The sequence below is a fragment of the Streptomyces sp. NPDC048353 genome (genome assembly GCF_055587165.1).
Genome location: NZ_JBVJGU010000001.1, coordinates 635,315 through 651,794, shown reverse-complemented (window position 1 = coordinate 651,794; position 16,480 = coordinate 635,315). Strand labels below are relative to the sequence as shown.

21 protein-coding genes and 3 pseudogenes are annotated in these 16,480 nt (G+C 65.3%); 16 read left to right on the top strand and 8 right to left on the bottom strand.

Going from position 1 to position 16,480, the window contains the following annotated elements; genetic code table 11:
- Positions 1 to 61: 61 nt before the first annotated feature.
- The 3 genes from ACZ6RC_RS02885 to ACZ6RC_RS02875 all read left to right on the top strand — a co-directional run bounded on the left by ACZ6RC_RS02885 (position 62) and on the right by ACZ6RC_RS02875 (position 2,034).
- A complete protein-coding gene (locus ACZ6RC_RS02885; RefSeq protein WP_391141106.1) occupies positions 62 to 655 on the top strand; it encodes a hypothetical protein in 594 nt (197 codons plus the stop codon).
- A gap of 415 nt (positions 656 to 1,070) precedes the next feature.
- Positions 1,071 to 1,427 (top strand): hypothetical protein, encoded by a 357-nt coding sequence (locus ACZ6RC_RS02880; RefSeq protein WP_391141230.1) that lies wholly within the window; start codon positions 1,071 to 1,073, stop codon positions 1,425 to 1,427.
- Positions 1,428 to 1,566: 139 nt separating this feature from the next.
- Positions 1,567 to 2,034 carry a DUF4240 domain-containing protein gene (locus tag ACZ6RC_RS02875; protein ID WP_469579421.1) on the top strand — a complete coding sequence of 156 codons (468 nt, stop codon included), beginning with the start codon at positions 1,567 to 1,569 and terminating at the stop codon, positions 2,032 to 2,034.
- Between the two features lie 6 nt (positions 2,035 to 2,040).
- Here ACZ6RC_RS02875 and ACZ6RC_RS02870 read toward each other — a convergent pair whose 3' ends face one another.
- From ACZ6RC_RS02870 to ACZ6RC_RS02860, 3 genes and pseudogenes are all read right to left on the bottom strand, one after another.
- Positions 2,041 to 2,463 carry a DUF6578 domain-containing protein gene (locus ACZ6RC_RS02870; RefSeq protein ID WP_469578878.1) on the bottom strand — a complete coding sequence of 141 codons (423 nt, stop codon included), beginning with the start codon at positions 2,461 to 2,463 and terminating at the stop codon, positions 2,041 to 2,043.
- Between the two features lie 297 nt (positions 2,464 to 2,760).
- Positions 2,761 to 2,960: pseudogene (locus ACZ6RC_RS02865) on the bottom strand (GntR family transcriptional regulator); the annotation flags it as partial.
- 186 nt (positions 2,961 to 3,146) lie between these two features.
- Positions 3,147 to 3,623 (bottom strand): hypothetical protein, encoded by a 477-nt coding sequence (locus tag ACZ6RC_RS02860; protein WP_391141232.1) that lies wholly within the window; start codon positions 3,621 to 3,623, stop codon positions 3,147 to 3,149.
- Between the two features lie 86 nt (positions 3,624 to 3,709).
- On the opposite strand from ACZ6RC_RS02860, the pseudogene ACZ6RC_RS02855 reads away from it, so the two are divergent.
- Positions 3,710 to 3,823, top strand: a pseudogene (locus ACZ6RC_RS02855) (transposase family protein); the annotation flags it as partial.
- Positions 3,824 to 4,500: 677 nt separating this feature from the next.
- Here the strand turns inward: ACZ6RC_RS02855 and ACZ6RC_RS02850 are convergent.
- From ACZ6RC_RS02850 to ACZ6RC_RS02840, 3 genes are all read right to left on the bottom strand, one after another.
- The gene (locus tag ACZ6RC_RS02850) at positions 4,501 to 4,845 is read right to left on the bottom strand and encodes a hypothetical protein (protein WP_469578876.1); all 345 of its coding nucleotides are present in this window, start codon (positions 4,843 to 4,845) and stop codon (positions 4,501 to 4,503) included.
- A gap of 357 nt (positions 4,846 to 5,202) precedes the next feature.
- The gene (locus ACZ6RC_RS02845; RefSeq protein ID WP_469578874.1) at positions 5,203 to 5,397 is read right to left on the bottom strand and encodes a hypothetical protein; all 195 of its coding nucleotides are present in this window, start codon (positions 5,395 to 5,397) and stop codon (positions 5,203 to 5,205) included.
- A gap of 24 nt (positions 5,398 to 5,421) precedes the next feature.
- On the bottom strand, positions 5,422 to 6,177 hold the full coding sequence (locus ACZ6RC_RS02840; RefSeq protein WP_469578872.1) for a GntR family transcriptional regulator: 756 nt from the start codon (positions 6,175 to 6,177) through the stop codon (positions 5,422 to 5,424).
- 78 nt (positions 6,178 to 6,255) lie between these two features.
- Between ACZ6RC_RS02840 and ACZ6RC_RS02835 the strand changes: the two are divergent.
- From ACZ6RC_RS02835 to ACZ6RC_RS02810, 6 genes and pseudogenes are all read left to right on the top strand, one after another.
- Positions 6,256 to 6,530: pseudogene (locus ACZ6RC_RS02835) on the top strand (hypothetical protein); the annotation flags it as partial.
- A 311-nt stretch (positions 6,531 to 6,841) separates the two neighbouring features.
- Positions 6,842 to 7,021 (top strand): hypothetical protein, encoded by a 180-nt coding sequence (locus ACZ6RC_RS02830; protein WP_469578870.1) that lies wholly within the window; start codon positions 6,842 to 6,844, stop codon positions 7,019 to 7,021.
- A 5-nt stretch (positions 7,022 to 7,026) separates the two neighbouring features.
- Complete coding sequence (locus tag ACZ6RC_RS02825; protein WP_469579418.1) at positions 7,027 to 7,242, top strand: hypothetical protein; 216 nt, start codon at positions 7,027 to 7,029, stop codon at positions 7,240 to 7,242.
- Positions 7,243 to 7,250: 8 nt separating this feature from the next.
- On the top strand, positions 7,251 to 7,922 hold the full coding sequence (locus ACZ6RC_RS02820) for a GntR family transcriptional regulator (protein ID WP_469579416.1): 672 nt from the start codon (positions 7,251 to 7,253) through the stop codon (positions 7,920 to 7,922).
- Positions 7,923 to 8,688: 766 nt separating this feature from the next.
- A complete protein-coding gene (locus tag ACZ6RC_RS02815; protein ID WP_469578868.1) occupies positions 8,689 to 10,392 on the top strand; it encodes a GmrSD restriction endonuclease domain-containing protein in 1,704 nt (567 codons plus the stop codon).
- On the top strand, positions 10,379 to 11,635 hold the full coding sequence (locus tag ACZ6RC_RS02810; protein WP_469578866.1) for a type II toxin-antitoxin system HipA family toxin: 1,257 nt from the start codon (positions 10,379 to 10,381) through the stop codon (positions 11,633 to 11,635). The genes ACZ6RC_RS02815 and ACZ6RC_RS02810 overlap by 14 nt, the downstream gene beginning before the upstream one ends.
- A gap of 355 nt (positions 11,636 to 11,990) precedes the next feature.
- Here ACZ6RC_RS02810 and ACZ6RC_RS02805 read toward each other — a convergent pair whose 3' ends face one another.
- A complete protein-coding gene (locus tag ACZ6RC_RS02805; RefSeq protein WP_469578864.1) occupies positions 11,991 to 12,221 on the bottom strand; it encodes an e9imm peptide in 231 nt (76 codons plus the stop codon).
- Complete coding sequence (locus ACZ6RC_RS02800; RefSeq protein ID WP_469578862.1) at positions 12,218 to 12,685, bottom strand: NUDIX hydrolase; 468 nt, start codon at positions 12,683 to 12,685, stop codon at positions 12,218 to 12,220. Before ACZ6RC_RS02800 ends, ACZ6RC_RS02805 begins: the two co-directional genes overlap by 4 nt.
- Here ACZ6RC_RS02800 and ACZ6RC_RS02795 point away from each other — a divergent pair, their 5' ends adjacent.
- From ACZ6RC_RS02795 to ACZ6RC_RS02770, 6 genes are all read left to right on the top strand, one after another.
- Positions 12,686 to 13,483, top strand: coding sequence for a GntR family transcriptional regulator (locus tag ACZ6RC_RS02795; protein WP_469578860.1), 798 nt, complete (start codon positions 12,686 to 12,688; stop codon positions 13,481 to 13,483).
- Between the two features lie 138 nt (positions 13,484 to 13,621).
- On the top strand, positions 13,622 to 13,966 hold the full coding sequence (locus ACZ6RC_RS02790; RefSeq protein WP_030688073.1) for an SCO3933 family regulatory protein: 345 nt from the start codon (positions 13,622 to 13,624) through the stop codon (positions 13,964 to 13,966).
- 3 nt (positions 13,967 to 13,969) lie between these two features.
- Entirely contained in the window at positions 13,970 to 15,325 is a 1,356-nt protein-coding gene (locus ACZ6RC_RS02785; protein WP_469578859.1) for an FtsK/SpoIIIE domain-containing protein, read from the top strand.
- A gap of 82 nt (positions 15,326 to 15,407) precedes the next feature.
- The gene (locus ACZ6RC_RS02780) at positions 15,408 to 16,097 is read left to right on the top strand and encodes a DUF2637 domain-containing protein (RefSeq protein ID WP_469578858.1); all 690 of its coding nucleotides are present in this window, start codon (positions 15,408 to 15,410) and stop codon (positions 16,095 to 16,097) included.
- A 12-nt stretch (positions 16,098 to 16,109) separates the two neighbouring features.
- Positions 16,110 to 16,301, top strand: a complete 192-nt coding sequence (locus ACZ6RC_RS02775; RefSeq protein WP_469578856.1) for a mobile element transfer protein — start codon at positions 16,110 to 16,112, stop codon at positions 16,299 to 16,301.
- Positions 16,302 to 16,321: 20 nt separating this feature from the next.
- Positions 16,322 to 16,480 (top strand): hypothetical protein, encoded by a 159-nt coding sequence (locus ACZ6RC_RS02770; protein ID WP_469578854.1) that lies wholly within the window; start codon positions 16,322 to 16,324, stop codon positions 16,478 to 16,480.

Genomic DNA, 16,480 nt, shown 5'->3' with positions numbered 1-16,480 from the left:
TGCACGGTTTCGTTAATGCTGCTCGGCACTCAGGTGCCACGAGGGGGAAGGGCGGTAGGCCGTGGCAACCGTGACTGGGTGGGCCGAGAAGACCTTCGGCGACGCCGCAGGCCCGTTAGCCGACCTGGTCCGCGCCAGCTTGGTTCGAGCCCATGCCCGAGCCCGCAGCGGCCACGAGGGAGTACAGACCCAGACGCTGGAGGCATACGGACACGGCCTGTACGCCGCGCAGTACGAGGAACTGGAAGTGGGCCTCGCCGCACTCCCCGAGGCCACGCCTGTGCGCTTACAGGGACGAACGCTCATGATCCTTGGCGACCATGTGATCTACCCGCTCCGCTACGCGAAGAAAGACGTCCCCGTCACGGCGGCACGACTGCGACGCGCCACAGGCTTCCGGGCCGACCTGATTCGCCGGCACGGCCCCGAGCCCATGCAACAAGCCTTCGACCTGGGCCTCGACGAGTTGGACGAGCAAGAAGCCCATCCCGACCTCGCGCTGCTGTCAGAGGACGTCAAGCTCGTACTCGTGGCCTACGCCTGTTCCATGACGCAGGGCGTCATGCGCATCGAGTGGGGCTCCGCCGAACTGCGCCGCGAGGACCGCTACCTCATCTGGCACCACCATGAGCCACTCCGCTCACCACCGCGATAGAAGACACCCCATCAGAGGTCGGCGGAGCGGCTCTGGGCTGGAACTGCTTTGAGGCGAGTGATCACGGCCCCGTAAGCTTCTGGCGCGTCGGGAAGCTAATGGACCTGCCCGGTGCAGTACGACGTTGGAACCATGCCCTCAGAGGCTCGCCCCAGTAGCTGCTCTCAGCCGTAGAGCTGACCGCTCCAGCCACAGAGGGGTTCCCCACCCATCGACCCGAGCCGTCAGGCGAGGTCCCTGACCCGCGTCGCGAAGAACGCCGGTCTCCGCTCGTCCGGCTGCACAACGCCCGGCACGGTACGGCGACGCTCCTCACCCGCCGCCACCAGGTCCCACAGGGGCGCTACCGGACGCGGGCGACAGCCGGGGTTGCGGAACCGGGCTGCTGCACCGCAGGATCCTGGCGGGGGTGATCATGGAACGGCACGATCTGGAATCGCTGTTGTCCGGTCATGACGAGGCGTCCGTGATGGCTCTGGCCACCCTCCGCAGCGGCGCCACCTACTGGGTGGGAGACCGGGCACAGCCCGCAGGCCAGCATGCCGGAGTCTTCAAGCGCCGACTTCAGCGCATGCGGATGTACGGACTCGAACCGCTGGGGCTGGAACGGGCAGTACAGCTCGTCCGCGAACATGGCCGACCCGTGCGCACAGGGATGATCCATTCTGCCGATCGAACATGGACCACCCTGCTCTTCCTCACCGAGGACGGCAACGCGCTAGTGGCCTGCGCCGGCTGGCAGCTGCCGCTGGTAAGGAAGCCACCGCTTTAGGAGTTCGATCGGGCGGTGCTGGCCGGGGAAGGAGCGTTGCTGACGGCTACTGTGGCTGACCGGGCGCGACTGCTGCTGTCCACCGTCGTTGATGTCAGCAGTCGATGTCAGAGCGCCCTGACACCCTGCGCGCGTGAGAATGACATGGGCCGACTTCTGGGCGCTGATAGCCACCCTGAACGGCGAAGCGACTGAAGAGAGCTGCCACCGCCTCGCCGAGGAGCTGAGCCGCCGTCCCGCCGCCGACATCGTCGGTTTCGCGGAGCGGCATGCCGAGGCGCTCTACCGCCTGGACCAGGAGAAGTTCGGCGCCCTGCCCGTGGTCGACCTGACGGCCCGGTTCGGCAGTCCGTTCCCGCAGTCGTCCGACGGGTTCCTGTACGCGCGCTGCGCCGTGGTGGCCGCGGGTCAGGCTGTGTGGGAGAGCGTCTTCTTTGACGTCGACAAGTTCGCTCCGTACACCTCAAGCGAGCGTGACGGCGAATGGTTGCTGTACGTGCCGGACAAGGCCTACGAGCTGGCCACCGGCGAGGAGTGGGACCGCTCGACCCGATACTGCTTCGAGAGCTACTCCAACAGGGACGGATGGCCGGACCTGCGGAGCTGAGGCGAGCTACCGCTTGATCGGGATAACCGCATCGTCGGGCTCGTCGGAGGCACGCCGTGCGGTCACCAAGTAGCCCGCGAAGCAAACGTCCGGCCTGGCCTTCGCCCACCCGTCCGCCGCCTTGACCGGGACCAGTACGGTCGTGCCCGGAACGGGGTAGTTCACCTTGTCCGTGGCGCCTGGGGGTACGCCGTAGCTGCAGTGCACCTCGACGATCGACACCACCTCCACCGAGGTGGGCGCGTGCCCCTCCCCCTGGCCGTGATGCTCCTCGCGGAAGTCGATCTCATCCGCACGTTCGCTACCGACGACGGCGGCGTAGTCCTCCGGATCGACCTTCAACAGCGTCCACGAGACAACATCCCCCGACGCGAAGTTCTCTCCGCAGCACTGCATCTGCCAGTCATCAACCCAGATCGTCAACGTCATGTCGCCGTTGTCTGCTGCCCTGAAGCCCGTCGTTGTCGACGGTGGGCGTCAGCGATCCAGGTTGGGGATGGGGCAGCGCTCCAGAGGTTCGTGCTGGCGGTCGGCCCAGTGCCACCAGAGACTTCGGTCCGGGCAACGCCACAGGGAACGACAGACTCGCTTGTCGTCTTCCTCGCGCAGGCAGAGGAAGAATCCCTTCCACTCCATGGATCGGTTGCACTCGGGGCAGTGAAGGGGCCAGTCAGCCATTGTGTGCAACCTGTCTCGGTTGTTGCCAGTGGTCGGTCGTAGCGTCCGTCAGCCGATGGGGATCTCGTAGACGATCTCGCACAGTGCTGTGGGCACGACGATGTCCGCAGTCTCCACGGGCTGGCTGCCGCTTGGTCGCTGTAGTAGGTCCGCCGGATGTGCGTGACGAGGGCGGGCTTCCGGACCCCAAGGAGCGACGCTTCCTCAGCGGTGGCCTGCCGCGGCTCGGGCTGCTCGATGGCGTGGCTCGCGCGCTGCGGACCGCACCATCCGTACCCGCTGCCGGGGTTCGGCCACATAGGTCCCGGATCCGGCCCGCCCCGGCGAGGACGGGTATGGCCGGCATAACTCAATCCGCTCCGCCCTGCGTCTCGATGGCGACGCCGCAGGGCTAGGGGCTGTCCCGTAAAAGATCTCCGGACCTCTGCGGTGGGCTACCCCATGACGGCGCGAGCCGTGTCGAGAAACGCCGATCGGTTGCCCTCGAGGTAGTCACGCACGCTCTCGCCATCGGGCAAGCCTTCCCACACGGTTCGGTTGAGGTCGAGGAAGTGTACGTGTGCGGCTTCATGCACGGCTGGAGGGAACTGGATGCGGATGAGCCGGTCCGCGACCCAGAAGCGGTACATCACATCCCGGGTCGTGAGGTACCAGTCGTCGGTGTCCTCCCAGTCGGAAGGCCGGGCGTACGCGCAGCGTTCCGCCTCTGCCGACACCTCGATGAATCGCTCCAACAGTGACAGCCGCTCCGCGCGCCGGGTTTCCGACAACGCGATCTGCTGCCGTTCCTGTTCAGCGCGTTCCGCTGACCGCTGAGTCCTGTGCTGGACGAGGTAGGACAACATGCCGCCGAGGACAACGCCGCCCAACGATATGAGTGACAACCAGACCTGACCTGACATGACGATCATCATTTCATGACGTCGATCTCTGAGACGATCGCAGTGTGGCTGGTGTGACCACGGCGTCGACGCCGCCCTGGATAGCCCCGATAAACACGCACCTGACGACGCGTCAGCTCGCCCTGTTGTTCGGGGTGTCCAAGTCGGCGGCGGACCGCACCATCAACCACCTCGGGCCAATGCTCGCACTCCAACCCCGCAAACGGTTCTCCAGGTCGCCATCGACGCCGACACCCGCCTGGTCGTCGCGGTCGGTCGGCCCCTCGCCGGCTAGACGAGGCGCCCCCACGAGGGACAACGACGCCTGAGGCAGCTCGTAGATCATTTACGGGACAGCCCTCAGGCGCAGCGTGCGCAACTCGAACACCTGTTCACGCGAAGAGTGAATAACGGATCGTCCGTACATCCGTTAGGCGCGGCGGGCGGTCGTCCCTATAGACGTGTCGGGGCGCTCAACTGCCGGCCCCGGGTCGGCGCCTCCGGCGCAAGGCGACCCCCCTCCGACGCTCCGAGGGGGGCGCCGCTCGTGGGCCCATCGACCTGCTTCTTCCGGCCGGTTCCCGCAGGGTTGAGGGCCGGGAAGGTGTGGCGAGACTGCGCGAGAGCGCGTCCAACGTGCAGTCACAGTGCGGTGGAACGACTAAGGCCCAGGCTGAGCAACGCTCTGACCTGGGCCTTCGTTGACCTATGGCAAGGTCAGCGCGGTGGGCGCGGACGGTTTCGAACCGCCGACATCTGCTTTGTAAGCCTGGCGCCCGCAGCCGAGCCGTCGCCGCAGCCCACCCCGTCTGCACGCTGCGACGGCTCTCACGAGGTGTCGATCCCGCAGCAACCCTCTAGTGACCATGGTTGACCACTCGATCTGGCACGCATCTGGCACGCACGCTCAGAGCTCAACCCGCTTGCTCAGGACGTTTTCATCAGGCTCCCCGTAGCGCAGCACTACGTGCGCCGGCCGAAACGGAAGCGCACGCAAGCCCGGCTCCATCACGCGGTATAGAGCGTCCGCATCAGGCCCGTAGGCAAAGATGACCACCTCGCCCCCACCGAACTCGTTGCCGTCAACCTCGCCAACACCCGCAGCTGCGACCGTGGCCCCGATGGACCGCTCGGCCTCGAAGACCAGTGACCACTGATCAGGTTCACCGAGGTCGTCGCTACCCAGCTGAAAGCGAGCAATCACGGCGTGCTCAGGAGGTGCCGCCGGCAAGTCGAGAGGTGAGTCCTGCATGGCGGCACCCTCCCATCAGGCACTGACAGTCGGCGTCGGCCGGAGCATCCGAGCCTGCGACAGCCCGCTACCGCTTCTTCCGAAGCTTCTTCATCTTGGCTTCGGCTTCCTTCTTCTTCCGCTGCTCGACCCCGTACGGGGACCACGGCCCCTGGTGCTTGGAGCACCGAGAGGTACCTGTGATCGCCTTGTTCTGGCAGCGGCCCCCGCTCTGGGTAGGAGCACCGCATTTCGACTGAACCATCCTGCCCCCTTCTTCGCCGGACGCTGGAATGCTTCCAGCGCTCGATGCAGAGCGGGGAGGCGCAACCACGGCGGACAGCAGCACACCGACAGCACGCGACCCGGGAAACGGCCTCAGACTTCGCCCGCCGCGCCAACCGCCTGCCCGGATGCGCACTGCCCGTCCGCCTCCGGCTCCCCGCCCTTCAAGGCCGCAATGGCCGTTCGACGCCATCGGCTGACCACGACGGCTACAACCACCAGCACCACGAGAGCGGCAACAGGTGAATCCCAGATCAGACCGCCGATGGCGAAACCGAGTGACTCCATGACTCCCCCGTGCGTGGTGTTCCGTCAGCGATTGATCGGGATCTCGTAAACGATCTCGCATAGTGCAGCGGGCACGACGATGTCCGCCGTCTCCACGGGCCGGCCCTGGTCGCTGTAGTACGTCCGCCGGATGTGCGTGACGAGCGCGGCCTTCTGGACCCCGAGAAGCGAGGCTTCCTCGACGGTCGCCTGCCGCGGCTCGGGCTGCTCAACGGCATGGCTGACAGTGACGCCGATCTCCGCCATCCGGTTCACAACGCCAGCCCCGGCATGCGGCCCGCCCTCAGGAAGGACGACAAGGGTCCCGCCGGTGAGGTCGTACGGCTCCCAGCTCGTAGACAGCTGCACAGGCCGTCCGTCGGCGAGGAACTCGTACACGGTCCGGACGCACAGCTCACCCTCACCGATCCCGAGCCGCGCAGCGATCTCCGCCGGCGCGGGCACCTTCGCATCGGTCCGGCTCTCCCAGCCACCGTTCCGCCCGACGGCCTTCATGTCCGCCCGGAACGGCGACCCGTCGGGCTGCTCGCGCGCTGCGGACCGAACCATCCGCACCCGCTGCCGGGGCTCGGCTACATAGGTCCCGGATCCGGCCCGCCCCTCCAACACCCCCTGGGAGATCAACAGCTCCTGGGCCCGGCGAACGACGTTCTCGCCCACCCCGCACTCCTGGCCGATCTGGGCCCGCGAGGGCAGCCGGTCTCCAGGACTCCACTCGTGCTCCGCGATCCGCCGCCGCAGTTCGTCGGCGGTACGGAGGTATGGCGGCTGCTCAGGCATATGGAAAATCTAGTCCACTAGCTCTAATCTAGTTAACTAGCTTCACTTAAAGTGATCACCGGTAACGGAGGCTCCCCTGTGCCTGCTCCCGAAGTAAGCGCGGAGGCCCTCGCCGCCCGGTTGTCCGCCCTCGGACTCACCACACGCGTGCTGGCCCACACCAGACACACGTCGATCGAAGGGGAGGTACCGGAATCCCTCCCGGCAGAGACATGGCGGGAGGTCCTGGAAGTCCTGGCACAGGCAGACCGCTTCGGTCTCCTCGCCACCAGCCTGGGCGGCCGGACCCTCTGGGCCGCCGTGAACAAGCGGTCCCCGCGACACGCGACGTCCGGGGACCCGGCCATCAGCGATGGGAGCTGATCAGTATGTTCAACCGTATGCGTCACGCCATCAGGCGCACCAGGGAGCGGCACGCCCCAAGGGGCCGACACCCCATGGCCTTAACGCCAACGCGCCCGACGCTCATCCAACCCAAACCGTCCGACGAACTAACGCTGTTCCTCCGGCAGCTCGGAGACCGCACGAACTTCCTCCCGGGTGAAGAGACGGCCCTCGTCCGCCCGTACGTCCTGGCCGACAAGCATTCCACTCGGCATAGCTCGGTGCCGGTCCCGCACCTCCTCCCCGCCCACACCTGCTTCGCGCCAGCGGAGTCCCTCGGATGACCCGCGTTCCCTCGACGCCGGCCATGCCCTACAAGTCCAGCGCATGCCGGATCGGCACCCATCAGGAGTGCACGCACTCCTCCCCGGCGGCGGCGCCGATCGGCATCCCGGTCGTCTATGAGGTGTGCGCCTGCTCCTGCCACTCCGCGACTACGCCACCGGAGGCGGCCTCGTGAACGGTATGCCCCCTGGTGGCGCGCTCGCCTCCCCGGTCGAGATCACCACGACCACCGTGCAGCGGGGCGACATCATCCAGATCGGCGGCCAACCGTGCCGAGTAGCTGACCTTCGCCAACTACCCGGCGGCGCCAAGCGCCTCCTATTCGAATCGGGCGAACTCCTGACGATGCACATCCGCACGCGCCTGATCGCCGTACGCGTGCTCAGAAGGTGGTGAGCACCCTCATGCCGTCCCTACGCCAGACCATCGCCGCCGACCTCCGGGCTCAGATCACCACCGGGCAGCTAGCGGCCGGCGCCCGCCTCCCCTCGGAGCCCCGGCTCGCCGCGGAGTACAAGGTCAGCACCCCGACCCTGCGCAATGCCCTTGCACTCCTCCAGGCCGAGGGTCTAATCGAGAAGATCCACGGCAAGGGCAACTTCGTCCGCTGTCCTTTCAACAGACTCACGTACGCCGAAGGTCGCCTCACCCCGGAGACAGACCTCCACGTCACAATCCGCACCACTAACCTCCAAGCACGCGGAGACCTCATCCCCCTACTTAAGGTCCCTTCGCGCACCCCGCTGACGGAGTTCCTCTGCCTCACCCACCAGGGAAAGAGGCCGCACAGCCTGGCCCGCATCTACATGCCGCGCGACCGGGAGCCGGCTGAACTGCCGCGGCCTCGCCCCGGAGGGGCGGAGACCCGAGAAGTGGTCACCGCCCGACTCCCCACCCCAGAAGAGGCATCCACTCTCCGGCTCAGCACGACGCTGGCCGTGCTTGCGATCACGCGAGTGTCTGCCGACATCACAGGCCGCGTGATCGAGGCGGCTCGCCTGACCCTTCCCGGCGACCGCGCCGAAGCACTCTTCACCACTCACCACACGACCCAAGAGAGGGGAACGGAAGGATGACGGCCCACAGCGAGCTTCGCCTCCTCCCGTGGTCGGGCCCCAACGGAAAGCCCTGCCACCTGAGCACCGACGACTCAAACAGCCACCTGTCCCGCCTCGCCGATACCACTGAAGCAATCCAGCTCGGCCTAGCCGACAAGCTCGTGACACATGCGCTGGAAGTACTCGATGACAAGCGGACGGATGCGAAGGACCTTCGAGAACTGTCTGCGGACCTGGTCGGAGCCCTGCGGGACGCCCTCCGCGTAGCGACAAGCCGCGGCCAACGCCTGTCAGCCGCGCAACCCTCTGCTGAGGACGAGGACGACACCCCTCGGCCGCGGGCAGCAGCCTTCGAGTAACGGTGCTGCCCCGACCTGAAGGGAATGGCCCCGGGACTATCCCGGGGCCTACTTGCGCCGCTGAACGTCAAGCAGGGAGTGGCCGTTCCGCGCATCTTTGCTGGTCACCGACCCTCTGTGCAGAGGTCCGGCCGCGTCTGTCCACGAATGGGCCGAGCCCAATGGCGGCGGAGAACGGTTCGGGCGAGTCGCCGAAACTACCACGCCATTCAGCCCGCCAGCAGTTGCTGCGCGCTTGCGCTCCGTCCGCGCCCCGCCCACCCCGCGGCGACATGGCTGCTTGGCGCGGCGTCACCGCAGTTGCCACGGCTGCATCACGCACGACCCTGGCACCTCGTCAGGCCACTGCAGATACTTCTGCAGTAAGACCCCAAACGACGTGGGACAGCTATCCTGGGCAGATCAGCACGCCGGTGAGGAGACACATGCGTTCCGGACTTGACACCCAACCGAGCGCCACCACTTTCGACCTTGAGGAATTGGTCGAGAGGGCCTGGAGCGGCCATGTGCGAGTTCCTCATTTCCAGCGCGACTTTCGATGGACCCGAGCGGATGTAGCCCGTCTATTCGACAGCATCGTTAAGGGATACCCCGTCGGAAGCTTGCTCCTGTGGGTACGCCCCGCCCCCAAGGGCATCGTCCGTCTAGGCCAGCTGGAGATCGATGCACCTCAATCAGATAACGCCCTTTGGGTCGTCGATGGGCAACAGCGCGTAACGAGCCTAGCGAACGCGCTTCACCCTGAGAGTGAACGCGACTCCCGCTTTTCCCTGGCCTACGATCTGCGCACTTCCCAGTTCACCCCTCAGCCTGCACAAATTGATCCGTGGGTCGTCCCCTTGCCGGTGATTTTCGACCTGCAAGGCGTTCTCACATGGTTCTCGAAGTATCCAGAGGTTTCCAGTCACCTACAGGAAGCCACGTCCGTAACGAAAAAGCTCCGACAATTCAATATTCCCGCGTACCTCGTCAGACAGAATGACGAGGCCGTTCTTCGAGACATCTTCGATCGCATGAATAACTACGGCAAGCGACTGAGTCGAGCTGAGATCTTTTCGGCTCTCTTTGCCGGACCGGAAGAGGGCGCCAATGAACGCCTAGACATTAGCCTAATCGCAGAACACATCAACGACTCGTTCGGATTCGGCATCATCGATGACGACACCGTTCTGCGCGCCATTCTCGCTCGTCGCGGACCTGACCCGGCACGTGAGATCCGAAGTGAATTTTCCGACGAGATTCGTCGTGGGCTAGTTGAATTTCCGGGCGAAGACAGAGATGCCGCATACCAGGCTGGCGAAGAGGCACTAAGGCGAGCGGTCCAGTTCCTCCAGAGCGTCGCTGGCGTTCCACACTTCACATTCCTTACCTACCGGTATCTACTTGTTGTATTGTGCAGATTCTTCGCCCATTTCCCTGAACCGGATGACCGAAGCCTTCAGCTTCTCCGACGGTGGTATTGGCGTACCACTCTGGCTGGACCTGAAATCTTTAAGGGCAGCTTTACGAACGCCATGCGCGTACTCTGCTCGCGCATCCGGAAGGGCGACCTGATTGGTTCTGTGCAGCGTCTCCTTGAGCCCGTTGATCGACTTGATCAGCCGATGCCAGACCTTAAGCGTTTCCGAACAAACGAGGCCGTTGGGAAAATGGCGCTCTGTGCGCTCTGGAGTCTCCAACCTCGATCTCCACGTTCGGGCCAGCCGTATGAAAGGGCGCAGCTTACAGAGGTCCTTACTGACCGCCCGACGGCGGCGGATGCAGTTCGACACGTCGTTAGCCAGCGAGTCACCCCTCCGGAATATCGCCTCTGGGCCGCCAATCGAATCATTGTCCCTAATGATTTCGAATCTGTAGATGAGATCCTGGGACGCCTTGCTCAATATCCCCTCGACATGGAAGAGGGCAGGTGGCATGACGTCCTTGCTTCGCATGCCATAACCCCTGCTATGGCACACTGGCTTGCTGCAGGTGAGGTTGTCCGGTTCCTTCGTGCACGCCAGGAATCTCTTAATATACTGTTCCGGGACTACTTGCAGGCTATGGCTGAATGGGGTTTCGAGAACACGCCTCCCCTTAACGATCTGGTAATTCCCGACGACGAAGAAGATGCCGATGAGCCTTCCTGAGTCCGCCTATGGGGTATGGCTGCACGGCAGAAGGGTGGGGACACTTCACCAGCGTGGGGATCATACTCGTTTTCTTCTCGACAGCGCATATGTATCCGACGGCAGAAGGCCCGTAATGGGCCTTCGCTTCGAACAGAACCTTGAAGGGCGTTACGCGGCGGCTCTTCGGCTCCCCCCATGGTTTTCGAATCTCTTGCCCGAGGGCCCTTTGCGTGAATGGATCGCAGAAGACAAGGGTGTTTCGCTGGATCGCGAGATGGAGTTGCTTTCGCGAGTCGGGCACGATCTTCCTGGGGCAGTCGAAATCATCGCCGAAGACGCAGTGGGCGATTGTCTCGAATGGGGGCCAAGCGAATTTTCCGAGGAAGTCCCGGCAGGGATAGTCTTTTCTGACCCATCGAGCCGATGGCGATTTTCACTAGCCGGCGTGGCCCTCAAGTTCTCCATGCTCGCTAGAGGGGATCGCCTCAGCCTTCCCGCATTCGGGGTAGGCGGTGACTGGATCGTAAAGTTGCCCGATCACCGCTACCCTAACGTTCCGCACAATGAATACGTCATGATGGCCTTTGCCTGCGCTCTAGGTTTGGACGTCCCCCAGGTTCGGATCGTTCATCGAGATGACCTAGACGATATTCCATCGAACATGTGGCCTAACGATGAAGAGTGGGCCTATGCGGTTCGCAGGTTCGATCGCGACGAAGATAGACGAAAGATCCACATAGAAGATCTAGCGCAGGTGCGCGACTTTTATCCAGTAGCAAAATATCAGGGCAATTACGAAACAATCGCCTCACTGGTTTACCGAAAGAGGGATCTCGACTCCCTGCGCGAGTTCGCTAGAAGGCTCGCATTTTCAGTAGTCATCTCGAATGGTGATGCGCATCTGAAGAATTGGTCGCTGATCTACAGGGACGCTCGAATTCCCACCCTGTCGCCTGCTTATGACCTGGTTTCAACGTCGCCTTACAGAACCGACATGGATGGCCCGGAAGATTTGGGCCTGAAATTCTTCGGCTCTAAGCGCTTTGAGACCGTTTCCCTGGCAACTTTCCAGAGACTGGAAAGGCGACTGGACGCCACTGGAGCTGACCTTGTAGGGGTAGTTTCCCAAGTCGCAGAGAAGGCTACCCTCCTCTGGCCTGACTTTGAGCATTTGCTTGACATAAACCCTAAGCTTCGCGACCTAATCGGCGCAAGTATTCGGCAAAACTCTGCGACGCTCCTACGGGCTAGCCCGCGCTGAATGACGTAGATAGGTCGGCGGAGCGGCTTTGGGCTGGAGCTGCTTTGGGGCGAGTGATCATGGCCCCGTAAGCTTCCGGCGCGTCGGGCAGTCTGTGGACCTGCCCGGTAAAGCACGACGTTGGGGCCATGATCTTAGAGGCTCGCCCCAAAGTGGCTGCCTAAAGCCGTGGAGCCGACCGCCCCAGCCACAGCGGGTGTTCACCACCCATCAACCCGAGCTGTCAGGCGCGCGGTCGGCGGCCGGGCTGGAGCGGGGCGGAGACAGGAGCGCAGGCCCGGGCAACGGGCCGCGCGCGTCGCGCCTTGCGCGGCGGGTGCCTTGATGAAGTAGAGAAAGTTTTACCGCGCTGTCCTCAGAGGGCGATCGGCTTGTAGGCCATGGCCCTGTCGACGACCTTCTCAGGCGTCAGATCGGGATCGGGGTCCCAGAAGACGTAGTCGCTGATGTGCGGGCAGGACAGGCCCCATTCAAGGGCGGCCAGGATCTGGGAGGACTCTTCCTCTGGCGTCTCTGGGTTCATGAGGCGTTCGACGAGGAGGATCGCTTCTTCGCGGGTCATCCGCGGTGCCGGTTGCGTGGTCACTTATGCAGGATCAGCTGGCGACCGTCGTGGCTGCGGACGTGGGGGCCGTTTTCGTCCAGGGCGTCCAGGAGGCGGATCGCGTAGACCTCCGCCATGCGCTCCTTGACCTCGGCCGGCGTGAGCCAGTCGACCGCAGTGGACTCGTCCGAGGTTCGCTCCGTGCCGCCGGTGGGCTTGCAGCGGAAGACCAGGGCAACGATGCCGCGCGTCGTGTTCTTGTAGACCCCGGTCAGCTCGTCCACCTCGACGTGGATGCCCGTCTCCTCCAGGACCTCGCGGGCGACGCCCGCTTCCGGCGCCTCGGTGAGCTCCAGGACTCCGCCCGGGAGTTCCCACGTGCCATTGTCCGCTCGGCGGATGGCCAGGAGCCGGCCATCTTCGCGCACTACCGCTCCGGCCACGGACACGGAATGCAGCGGCGTTGACTTTGTTCCCGCGCTCCCACTACTCATGTACAGGAGCATATGAGAGTGGGTAGGACTGTGGGAACTCCAGCAGGAGCTGGCAGGGCCGTACCTCGGTACGTGCAGATCGCCGACGAGATCGTCCAGCAGATCCGGTCCGGCGTACTGAAGCCCGGCGACATGGTGCCCAGCGAGTCCGAGCTCGTCGAACGGTACGGGGTCGCCGGCGGGACCATTCGTAAGGCCATGGTCGAGGTACGGGCCAGCGGGCTCGTCGAAACCCGACACGGCAAGGGCTCGATCGTGAAGGACCGGCCTCCCGTACGACTTCGGTCCTCGGATCGGTTCCGCGCTTCACATCGGCGGGGCGGTAAGGCCGCCTACCTCGCCGAGTCCGAGCAGTCCGGCGCCACGGCCAAGGTGAGCGTCCTCTACATCGGGCCCATGGAGGCGCCGGCGGACATCGCTGAACGGCTCGGTGTCGACGCGGGGACTCAGGTGCTCGCGCGGCGTCGGCTGTACTTCCGGAATGGGACGCCCGTCGAGACCGCCTCGTCGTATCTGCCGTGGGACGTAGTGAAGGACATCCCCGAGCTGTTCGCCGAGAACCCCGGCCCCGGCGGCATCTACGCCCGGCTCGAAGACCACGGCCACACCTTCGCCGAGTTCGTCGAAACGCTTCAGGCTCGGCTAGCCGCCAAGGCGGAGGCATCCGAGCTGGCGCTGAGCCCCGGGGCGCCCGTCGTCCACCTGTTGCGGGATGCCATGACGAAGAAGGGGCGGGTCGTGGAGGTCTGTGACACGCTCATGGCCGCTGACCAGTTCGTCTTCCAGTACCGGATCCCCGCGACCGACTGACGCTCACTCAACTCCCCTCAACCCGCCGCGGTTTCTTCCCGCGGCGGGTTGACTCATGTACAGGAGTGATGCACTCTTCTTCATGTCACTCCTATACAGGAGTGAAGGAGACCAGCCTCTATATAGGAGTGATCCACTGTGCGTCAGATCCCCGTCGACACGTCCGCCGCGATGGTGATGGTGGCCCAGCCCCCGGCCCCGAAGATCGCGAACCGTCAGACCGGTGAGATCGCCACCGATCGGGACACCGGCGCGCCGCTGATGACGGTCGACGTCATGTTCGTCATGGACGGCAACGCCGAGATCCTGAACCTGACCGTTCCCAAGACCGGCATCTCCGAGGAGCTGTCCATGGGCACCCCGGTCGCCTTGACCGGTGTCGTCGCCCGGCCGTGGGAGAACGAGTTCAACGGCCAGAAGCGCCACGGCATCAGCTTCCGCGCCGTCGCCGTCACCTCGCTCGCCGCCGCAAAGGTCGGCTGACCCATGACCGCCTTAACGGTCACCCTCGCGCTGGTCACCTCGGTCGCGCTGCTGCTGCGCTGGCAGCGTCCGGCCTGGTACTGGATGAGCTTCGGCGTCGTCTTCGCCGTGGTGCGGATCCTCGCCCGGTACGCGTCGGTCATGGACGCGTGTGGGCTGACCGTCCCGCCCTCGCGCTGGAGCCTGGCACTGGCCCGGATGACCGGCCGGCCCATCCCCGACTCGCGGGCGCCCCGGATCCTGCGGCTGCGGCCGACGCGTACCGGGCTCGTACTGCGGGTGAAGCTGCGGCCCGGTCAGGACGCATTCGACTTCTCCGCTGCCTCGGCCCGGCTACGGCACTCGTTCGTCATGCAGAACGTCACCGCCAGGGAGGTCCGCTCGGGTGTCGTCGAGCTGCGGATGACCGGGTACGACGTCCTTAAGCGGGTCCAGATGCCCGCGGCTGCCCGCGGTGGGGTGATGCGGGTTCCGGTCGCCATGCGGGAGGACGGGGAGGTCTACTACCGCGACTACCGCCAGACCCCGCACGCCCTGAACGTCGGTGCCACCCAGTCCGGGAAGTCCGTCTATCAGCGCAACCTCGTCGCCGCGCTCGCCACGCTGGATGTCGCCCTGGTCGGGATCGACTGCAAACAGGGAGTTGAACTCGCCCCGCTCGCCCGACGGTTCACCGCCTTGGCCGACAATTCTGACGCAGCTGCCGACCTCCTCGACGCCCTCGTCGAGCACATGGAGGAGGTCTACCAACTGATCCGACGCGAGCAGAGATTGAGTGCAGACCTGCCAGACGCGGAGATCACCGCCGACATCTGGGACCTGTCCGATCACCTGCGACCGACGCCGATCGTGCTCCTGGTCGATGAGGTCGCCGAACTCGCCCTCTTCGCCACGAAGGAGGAGGAGAAGCGACGGGATCGAATCATCACCTCCCTCGTCCGGCTCGCCCAGCTCGGCCGTGCCGCCGGCATCTACCTGGAGATCTGCGGGCAGCGCTTCGGCTCCGAGCTCGGCAAGGGCATCACGATGCTTCGCGCCCAGCTCACCGGCCGCACCGCCCACCGCGTCAACGACGAGACCTCCGCCAACATGGCCTTCGGCGACATCGCCCCGGACGCCGTCCTAGCCACGGTCCAGATTCGCACCGACCGTCCCGGCACCGCTGTCGCTGGCGACTCCTCTGGTGGGTGGGTCCGCATCCGTACTCCCCACCTCACGCTCCGGCGGGCCGTGAACATCGCGAACTCCCACGCTCACCGCACGCCCGAGATCCCCGCGCTGGAGGCCTTCCGGACCGTCCTGCCGCCCCTGGGCAAAGCCGCAGCGCCCTCGACCGTCACGGCTCCCGCGATCGCCTGAACCCCCTCGCTCCACGGCGGCGTGACCCCTTCACGCCAGGTCCCTACCCCGCCCATCCCCGAAACCGGAAGGAGGACCCCCGATGCGTCCCATCCGCCGACCGGACGCCGTCCTCGTACAAGCCGTGATCGCCGGCGCCCTGTCCTTCGCTCACCTCCACGACCTGGCTGCGGCTGCCGGACAGTCCGGTTGGAAGGCTTGGGCCTACCCGGTCTCCGTGGACCTCCTGCTCGTCGCCGCCTGGCACCGGCTGCGGACCGCGCGGGCCGCCGGTGAACCTGCCCGCTCCGCCTGGACGTGGTTCATGGTCGCCCTGGCCGCGTCGCTCGGTGCGAACGTCGCCACCGCCGGGCTCCTCAACCTCGGCGACGTCCCCGCCTGGCTGCGCATCCTCGTCGCGGGCTGGCCTGCGCTCGCGTTCCTCGGCGGGACCCTTCTTATCCACTCCCCTGGACATCCGGCGGTTGTCCAACCTGCCGAACTCAACACGGACACCAAGCAACCCTCAGCCGCGGAAGCGGTCATCGAGCCGGAGCCGGAGATCTCCGCCGCACCGGCCCTCCCCTCTCCGGAACTGGAGCCGATCCCGGAACCCGCGCCGGAGCCCGAACCCGCCCCCGTGGCCGTACCGCCGGCGCTCGTCGCTCACGCCCGGAAGGTCGCCGACGACTACCGCGCCCGCACTGGCTACCCGATCGACGCCGACGCCCTCCGCGCCCGCCTCGGCGTCCCGCCCCTGATGGCCAACGCCATCGCCGCCCAGATCGTCTGAAGGGAGACCCTCATGGCCCCTCGCGATCACTTCCACTCCGTGATGCGGATCGGTCCGGTGCAGATCGGCACCCACCGCGACCGTCACGGCCGCACTAAGCACGCCGCGGTGTGCACGGCCGACGACTGCGGCTGGTCCGCCGAGTACTCCAGTTCCTCGGCCGCCCAGCTCGCCGCCCGCACCCATCGCTGCAAGCCCCGCTGATTTCGGAGGAGTCCCGCGTCATGGACGTTCCGCTCTGGCTCGCCCTGATCGTCATCGGCGGCCTCGGCATCAAGCTCATCCGCCCGCCCTGGTGGCTCGTCGCCGTGATCCTCCTCGGCGGCTTCCTCCTCGCCGACAGCGTCCTCGCCCCGCTCATCGACAGCACGATCAACAAGTAG

What these genes read in the sequence shown, in the direction of transcription:
- ACZ6RC_RS02810 (WP_469578866.1), top strand. Translation starts at nt 10,379, where the DNA reads ATGAGCCTTCCTGAGTCCGCCTATGGGGTATGGCTGCACGGCAGAAGG.
- ACZ6RC_RS02795 (WP_469578860.1), top strand. Translation starts at nt 12,686, where the DNA reads ATGAGAGTGGGTAGGACTGTGGGAACTCCAGCAGGAGCTGGCAGGGCC.
- ACZ6RC_RS02830 (WP_469578870.1), top strand. Translation starts at nt 6,842, where the DNA reads ATGACCCGCGTTCCCTCGACGCCGGCCATGCCCTACAAGTCCAGCGCA.
- ACZ6RC_RS02880 (WP_391141230.1), top strand. Translation starts at nt 1,071, where the DNA reads ATGGAACGGCACGATCTGGAATCGCTGTTGTCCGGTCATGACGAGGCG.
- ACZ6RC_RS02875 (WP_469579421.1), top strand. Translation starts at nt 1,567, where the DNA reads ATGACATGGGCCGACTTCTGGGCGCTGATAGCCACCCTGAACGGCGAA.
- ACZ6RC_RS02800 (WP_469578862.1), bottom strand. Translation starts at nt 12,685, where the DNA reads ATGCTCCTGTACATGAGTAGTGGGAGCGCGGGAACAAAGTCAACGCCG.
- ACZ6RC_RS02775 (WP_469578856.1), top strand. Translation starts at nt 16,110, where the DNA reads ATGGCCCCTCGCGATCACTTCCACTCCGTGATGCGGATCGGTCCGGTG.
- ACZ6RC_RS02825 (WP_469579418.1), top strand. Translation starts at nt 7,027, where the DNA reads ATGCCCCCTGGTGGCGCGCTCGCCTCCCCGGTCGAGATCACCACGACC.
- ACZ6RC_RS02815 (WP_469578868.1), top strand. Translation starts at nt 8,689, where the DNA reads ATGCGTTCCGGACTTGACACCCAACCGAGCGCCACCACTTTCGACCTT.
- ACZ6RC_RS02785 (WP_469578859.1), top strand. Translation starts at nt 13,970, where the DNA reads ATGACCGCCTTAACGGTCACCCTCGCGCTGGTCACCTCGGTCGCGCTG.
- ACZ6RC_RS02860 (WP_391141232.1), bottom strand. Translation starts at nt 3,623, where the DNA reads ATGATCGTCATGTCAGGTCAGGTCTGGTTGTCACTCATATCGTTGGGC.
- ACZ6RC_RS02840 (WP_469578872.1), bottom strand. Translation starts at nt 6,177, where the DNA reads ATGCCTGAGCAGCCGCCATACCTCCGTACCGCCGACGAACTGCGGCGG.
- ACZ6RC_RS02820 (WP_469579416.1), top strand. Translation starts at nt 7,251, where the DNA reads ATGCCGTCCCTACGCCAGACCATCGCCGCCGACCTCCGGGCTCAGATC.
- ACZ6RC_RS02870 (WP_469578878.1), bottom strand. Translation starts at nt 2,463, where the DNA reads ATGACGTTGACGATCTGGGTTGATGACTGGCAGATGCAGTGCTGCGGA.
- ACZ6RC_RS02770 (WP_469578854.1), top strand. Translation starts at nt 16,322, where the DNA reads ATGGACGTTCCGCTCTGGCTCGCCCTGATCGTCATCGGCGGCCTCGGC.
- ACZ6RC_RS02780 (WP_469578858.1), top strand. Translation starts at nt 15,408, where the DNA reads ATGCGTCCCATCCGCCGACCGGACGCCGTCCTCGTACAAGCCGTGATC.
- ACZ6RC_RS02845 (WP_469578874.1), bottom strand. Translation starts at nt 5,397, where the DNA reads ATGGAGTCACTCGGTTTCGCCATCGGCGGTCTGATCTGGGATTCACCT.
- ACZ6RC_RS02850 (WP_469578876.1), bottom strand. Translation starts at nt 4,845, where the DNA reads ATGCAGGACTCACCTCTCGACTTGCCGGCGGCACCTCCTGAGCACGCC.